Genomic DNA, 6,815 nt, shown 5'->3' with positions numbered 1-6,815 from the left:
CACTCGCACACCTTCCTGGCCGGCTCGGCCGGGGTGGTCTCGGCGCCTTTGCTCTGCTTCAGCGGAGGCAACAGCCGGCCGGGCGAAGTGTTGCCGTCGTTGAAGCAGAGCAAAGGCGGGTCGAGGAGGGTTCCCGGTCGGGCGTCGGGCGTCGGGCGCCGGTGTCGGGCGCCGGGCGTCGGGCGTCGCTGTCGGGCGTCGGTGCGGGTGTCGGTGTCGGGCGCCGGGCGTCGGTGTCGGGGAAGGGTCCGGGCCGGGCAGGGCGACGGTGTCGGCTTCCGTCGCCCGGCCCGGGACCGTCAGTGTTCCGGCGGGGTCCAGGCGAGCTGGACGAGCCGGGCGCCGTCCCGCCGGGTGACCAGCCAGGCCCGGCCCGGCGGCAGGATCTGCGGCTTGAGGTTGCCGAAGATCGGCCCCTCCTCGCGGGGGCCGGACATCATGATGCCGGGCGACGCCAGCTCCCGGATCCGACCGATGACCGGGTCGAACATGGCCCGCGCGGCACCCCCGATCCGCCGGGTGATCACCACGTGCAGCCCGATGTCACGCGCCTGGGGCAGGTACTCCAGCAGCGGGGCGAGCGGGTTGACCGCCGCGCCGGCGACCAGGTCGTAGTCGTCGATCAGCAGGTACAGCTCCGGGCCCTTCCACCAGCTACGGTCGCGCAACTGCTCGGGCTTCACGTCGGGGCCCGGCAGCCGTTCCTTCATCACCGTGGCCACCTGTTTGACCAGGTCGGCGGTGGTCTGCTGCGAGGTGCCGTACCCGATCAGGTGCTCGGTGTCGACGCAGCCCAGCAGGGTACGCCGCAGGTCGACCAGGATCAGCCGGGCCTCGCTGGGCTGGTAGCTGCGGGTGACCATCTTCGCCACCCCACGCAGGAAGGAACTCTTGCCGCTCTCGATGTCGCCGAAGAGCAGCAGATGCGGCTCGGCGTCGAAGTCGAGGTGGACCGGTTGCAGGTCGGCCTCGGCGATACCCACCGGCAGCCGGCCCCGCTGGGGTGCGGGCAGGGCGGCGTACGGCAGCTCCGCCGGGAGCAGGCGGACCGCCGGGGCCGGCGGGCCCGGCCAGTACGCCCGGGACTGCGCGACGAACTCGGTGACCGCCTCGGCCAGGTCGTCGAGCTGTTCCCGGCCGTCGATCCGGGGCAGCCCGGCCAGGAAGTGGAAGCCGTCCGGGGTGAGACCCCGACCCGGCGTCCGCTCGGGCACGTTCACCGCAGCCTTACGGTTGATCATGGAGTCGCTCGGCTCACCCAACCGCAGCTCGATCTTGGTGCCGAACATGTCCCGGACCGCGGCCCGCACGTCCATCCAGCGGTTCGTCGCCACCAGCAGGTGGACGCCGTACCCGAGACCCCGGTTGGCCAGCTCGTTGAGCGTGCCGTCCAGGTCCTCGAACTCGGCCCGCAGGGTCGACCAGCCGTCGACCACCAGGAAGATGTCCCCGAACGGGTCGCCGGTGTACTCGCCCCGCTCCTTCGCCCGGCGGTACCCGGCGATGCCCTCCACCCCGTGCCGGTCGAAGAGCGCCTCCCTGCTCTGCATCAGCCCGTGCACCTCGGCGATGGTCCGACGCACCTTGTCCACCTCGCGGCGGGTCGCCACCCCGCCCACGTGCGGCAGGCCGGCCAGCGCCGACAACCCGCCGCCACCGAAGTCGAGACAGTAGAACTGCACCTCACGGGGGGTGTGCCGGAGCGCCAGGCTGCCGATCAGGGTACGCAGGAAGGTGCTCTTGCCGCTGCGGGCGCCGCCGACCACGATCAGGTGCCCACCGGCACCGGAGAGGTCCAGCCACATCGGTTCGCGGAGCTGCTCGACCGGCTTGTCGATGATGCCGACCAGCCCGTGCAGGGCCCGCTGCGGATCGGCGTCGCGCAGGGTCAGGCCCCGGCGCGGACTGACCACGAACGGGCCGAGCAGCTGGTCCAGGGTCGGGGGTTCGGCCAGCGGCGGCAGCCATACCTGGTGGGCCGGCGGGCCCTGCCCCTCCATCCGCCGGACCAGCACGTCCAGCAGGCTGTCCCCGACCGCGCTCTCCTCCGGCTCGACGACCGGCTCCCCCGGCTCGGCCGGCTGGTCGTCCCGGTTCGGGGCCACGTAGTAGGTGGTGAAGTCACGGACCGGGTCGACGGCCTGCCCACCGACGGTGGGCCGGGAACCGTCCGAGCGGACCACCCCGGAGACGTACGCGGCCCGGAACCGGATCAGCCCCTCGGTGCCGATCCGCAGGTAGCCGTGCCCGGGTGAGCGGGGCAGCTCGTAGGCGTCGGGTACGCCGAGGGCCGCCCGGCTGTCCATCGAGGAGAACGTCCGCAGGCCCAGCCGGTACGACAGGTGGGTCTCCAGGCCCCGTAGCCGCCCCTCCTCCAGCCGTTGCGAGGCGAGCAGCAGGTGGATGCCGAGGGACCGGCCCAACCGGCCGATCTGCACGAACATGTCGATGAAGTCCGGCCGGTCGCCGAGCAGCTCGCTGAACTCGTCGACCACGATCAGCAGGCTGGGCAGCGGTGCCAACGGCACCCCGGCCGCCCGGGCCCGCTCGTAGTCGCGCTGCGAGGCGTAGTTGCCGGCCTCCCGCAGCAGCTCCTGCCGACGGACCAGCTCGCCCTGGATGGCGTCACGCATCCGGTCGACCAGCGCCATCTCGTTCTTCAGGTTGGTGATCACGGCGCTGGTGTGCGACAACCGGTCCAGCTTGGTGAAGGTGGCGCCGCCCTTGAAGTCGACCAGCACGAAGTTGAGGATCTCCGAGCTGTGCGTCACCGCCAGCGCCAGCACCAGGGTACGCAGCAGCTCGCTCTTGCCGGAGCCGGTCGCGCCGACCAGCAGACCGTGCGGACCCATGCCGTCCTGGGCGGACTCCTTCAGGTCCAGCTCGATCGGGCGGCCGTCCTGCCCGACGCCGATCGGCACCCGCAGCCGGTCCCGGTTGGGGCGGCTGGCCCAGCTCTGCCCCAGGTCGAAGTCGTACGGCGAGCCGAGGTCGAGCAGTTCGGCCAGCCCGAGGTCGACGGTGGCGCCGGTGGACTGCTCGGCGTACGAGGTGGCGGAGAGCCGCAGCGGGGCCAACTCCCGGGCGAGGACCTCGGCGCGCGGCACGTCCAGCCGGTCCGCCGAGCCGACCTGGGTGGTGCCGTCCATGGTGGTACCGGAGACGGTGCCGTCGGCGGCGATGTCCAGCACCACGGAGGTCTCGTCGAGCATCCGGGGCGGCGCGTTGGACAGGTCGAGGATGGTCACCCCGGCCACCCCGCCGTCGGTCATCAGATGGTCGGAGCCGGCGGTGGAACCGCCGTCGATGACCACCACGACGTGCGGCCCGCCGACCGCGTTGCCGGCCGTCGGGTCGAACCGGGGCCGGTTGGCCAGGACGTCGTCGAGCATCGCCTCCAGCGAGGTGACCGCCGGGGCGAAGAGCCGGATCGGCCCGGCGGCGTCGATCTTGCTGGGATGCTGGGCGTGCGGCAGCCACTTGGCCCACTCCCAGTGCGGGCGCCGTTCGTCCGGTACGCAGAGCCCGATGAGCAGGTCGTCCGGGGCGTGGAAGGTGGCCACCTGGGCCAGCACCGCCCGGACCAGGCCGCGTACCTCGGTGTCCGTGCCGCGCAGGTAGACGTGGGAGAAGTCGCGCAGCGCGATGGCCACCGGCAGGTCCGGCACCACCGAGTAGGTGGCGACGAAGGTGCGCAGCGCCATCGCGCAGAGCGGTTCCAGCTCGTCGACCGGGCGGGTCTGCGGCGGGACCAGCGGGGTGGCGATCTCCTGGGCGCCGAGTCCGATCCGGACGACGGTGAAGTCAGCGTCGGACCGGCGGCGTTCCCAGAGCCGGCCGCCGTGCACCGCCGACCAGAGCGCCCCCGGGTCGGGATGCCGGTAGTAGATGGCCTCGCGCTGCTCACCGATGGTGGTACGGACCTGCGAGCGGAGGGCGGCCAGGCGGCGCATGTACTGCCGCCGGGACTCGATCATCTCCTTCTTGCCCGGCCCGCTCTGGTTGACCATCATCATGGCGATCATGCCGAGGATGGAGACGCCGTACATGGCGCCGGCCACGTAGACCAGCGGCCCGCCGCGTTGCACGCCCATCATCAGGCCCATCGCGGCGGCACCCGCGGCCATCGGCAGGATCATCAGCATCCGGCCCCAGCTCTTGCCGGCGGCGGGCGGCACCTCGGGCGGTGGCTCCAGCATGACCTCGCCGGTCGGCAGCGCGGGCGCCGGACGCCGTGGCGGACGTTTGACGATCACCGATGTCATCCGAGTCAACCTCCCCGTCACCCGGCCACTGGCCGGGTCATCCTATAGAGAGGCCGGTGAGCTGTGGATCACCGGCGGGGACGACGGATCGGCCGTGCTAGGTTGTCCGCTGCGACAGCGGTCGCTCCATACGCGGGTACGGGGAGGTGGCCAGCGTGACGGCGCCGGGTGGCCTGAGTCTGGCCAGGGTGACGGTCGCGGCACCGAAGCGACGGATGGACGTCGCACTGCCGGACAACCTTCTCGTCGCGGAACTCCTGCCCCACCTGCTGCGGCACGCCGGTGACGATCTCGGCGAGGCCGCCGAACGGTCGGGTGGCTGGGTGCTGCGCCGGGCCACCGGCACCGTGCTGGAACCCACCCGCAACCTGGCCGTGCAGGGGGTACGCGACGGGGAACTGCTGCACCTGGCACCCGGCGGCACCGACTGGCCCGAGCTGGCGTACGACGACGTGGTCGAGGTGATCGCGGGCGGTGCCCGGCGGGTCGGGCGGTCCTGGGGCAACGCCGCGACCCGGCGCTGCGGCCTGGCCGTCGGGGCCGTGCTGCTCACCCTCGGCGTGGCCGTACCGCTGCTCGCCGGTCCGCCCTGGACGGTGCCGGCCCTGGTCGCACTCGGGTTCGCCGCGCTGCTCGCGGTGGCCGGCCTGCTGCTGGCCCGGGCCTTCGCGGACGCGGTCGCCGGGGCGGTGGTGGCCGCCGCCGGGCTGCCCTACGCCCTGGCCGGCGGCGCGCTGCTCGCGGTGCCCGACGGCGCCGGGCTGAGCCGGCTCGGCGCCCCGGGTGTGCTGCTCGGTTCGGCCGCCCTGCTGGTGTTCAGCCTGGCCGGGTACGTCGGGGTGGCCGGGGTGCAGCGGATCTTCATGGCCGGCATCACCACCGGTCTGGCCGGACTGCTCGCCGCCGGGCTCTGCTTCGCCGGCGCGTCCGGGGCGGGTGCCGCCGCGGTCACCCTGACCACCGTCATCGCGCTGCTGCCCGGCTATCCCGTACTGGCCAGCTGGCTGGGCCGGGTGCCGGTACCCGAACTGCCGGACCGTCCGGAGGAGATCCTCGCGGACCGGCCGATGCCGAAGCGCTCGGCGGTGTTCAGCGCGGTCGCCCGCGCCACCGAACTGCTCACCGGGCTGCTGCTGGCGGTCGCCGTGACCGGTGTCTGCGCGTTGACGTACCTGCTCACCGTCACCGACACCACCGCTGCCACGCTGCTGGTGGTCTGCGCGTCCGCCGCGCTGCTGCTGCGGGCCCGGCTCTTCGCCGTCGGCCAGCAGCGGATCCCGCTGCTGGTGGGCGGGATCGTCGGTTTCGTGGTGCTGACCGCCGGGCTGGTGCTGGGTGCCGGCCCCGGCGGGCGGCTGGTCGCGCTGGCACCGCTGGCGCTGGTCGGGGCGGGCGTGTCAGCCGCCGGGCTGGTCTACAGCCGGCGCCGCCCGTCGCCCTACCTGGGCCGCGCGGCGGACATCCTCGACGTACTGGCCATCATGGCGCTGATCCCGCTGGCCTGCGCGGTACTCGGCGTCTTCGGCGCGATCCAGGGACTTTTCGCCTCGATCGGCGGGTGAGGATCACATGGCGACCCGGCGGGACCAGCTCCAGTCGTACCAGTTCATGACCCAGCGGGTCATCTCGGCGCTGGTGATGCGCGAGACCGACCCGCAGCAGTCCCCGCTCCGGCGGGGCATCGGCGCGGTCTTCGGCGGCCTGATGGTGGCCGTGCTGGTCGCCGCCGGTTTCGGCATCTACGGCATCCTGACCAAGGTCGGCAGCGGCAAGTGGAAGGTCAGCGGCTCGGTCGTCATCGAGAAGGAGACCGGCGCCAGCTTCGTCTACCTCGACGGGGTGCTCCACCCGACGCTCAACTACGCCTCGGCCATGCTGGCCGCCGGTCGGCCCAACCCGCAGGTCTTCCGGGTGGCCGGCAACTCCCTCGGTACGGTGCCGCGCGGCACGACCGTCGGTATCGCCGGGGCGCCCGACTCGCTGCCCACCGCGAAGAGCCGGGTCGGTCTGCCCTGGACGGTCTGCGCCACGCCCGGCACGGACAGCTCCGGGCGTGGGACGAGCACCGTCGCGTTGGCGGTGGCCCGGGTACCGGCCGGCGGCCGGCAACTCGGCGACGAGGGGCTGCTCGTCTCCGACGCCACGCAGGGCATGACCTACCTGGTGTGGCAGGGACGCCGGCACCTGGTGCAGGAGTCCCGGACGGTGGTGCCGGCGTTGTTCGGCGCGGTCAACCCGACCCCGGCCGGTACGGCGTGGTTGAACGCCCTGCCCGCCGGGGTGGACATCGAGGCGATCCGCTTCCCGGACCGGGGTGAGCGGTCCCCGGCCGTACCCGGGCAGAAGATCGGTGACATCCTGCTCGCCACCACCGCCTCCGGGCCGCAGCACTACCTGGTTCTCGACGACGGACTGGCCCCGGTCACCCCGGTACAGGTGGCCATCCTGCGCGCCGGGCAACCGGTCGAACCGACCCCGGCGACGATGGCCGAGGTGACCGCCGCGCCGAAGAGTGCCCGGCGGCGGCAGCCGGCCGGGCAGGCCCCGCCC

Annotated in this window: 3 protein-coding genes; 2 read left to right on the top strand and 1 reads right to left on the bottom strand. The window is 73.1% G+C overall.

Annotated elements, in window-relative coordinates; genetic code table 11:
• Positions 1 to 299: 299 nt before the first annotated feature.
• Entirely contained in the window at positions 300 to 4,265 is a 3,966-nt protein-coding gene (eccCa, locus tag GSF22_RS28400) for a type VII secretion protein EccCa (protein WP_208816843.1), read from the bottom strand.
• A gap of 155 nt (positions 4,266 to 4,420) precedes the next feature.
• On the opposite strand from eccCa, the gene eccD reads away from it, so the two are divergent.
• Positions 4,421 to 5,827: a type VII secretion integral membrane protein EccD gene (gene eccD, locus GSF22_RS28395; RefSeq protein WP_208816841.1), complete on the top strand. Its 1,407-nt coding sequence runs from the start codon at positions 4,421 to 4,423 to the stop codon at positions 5,825 to 5,827.
• 7 nt (positions 5,828 to 5,834) lie between these two features.
• A partial coding sequence (eccB, locus tag GSF22_RS28390; RefSeq protein WP_208816840.1) for a type VII secretion protein EccB occupies positions 5,835 to 6,815 on the top strand: 981 nt, incomplete at its 3' end.

The sequence above is a fragment of the Micromonospora echinofusca genome (genome assembly GCF_017614955.1).
GTDB lineage: Bacteria > Actinomycetota > Actinomycetes > Mycobacteriales > Micromonosporaceae > Micromonospora > Micromonospora echinofusca_A.
The sequence above is the reverse complement of the archived record's forward strand: the minus strand, read 5'-3'. Positions and strand labels throughout refer to the sequence as shown.

Bases quoted from the DNA above. Each gene is read 5' to 3' on its own strand.
- eccCa (WP_208816843.1), bottom strand. From the start codon at position 4,265: ATGACATCGGTGATCGTCAAACGTCCGCCACGGCGTCCGGCGCCCGCG.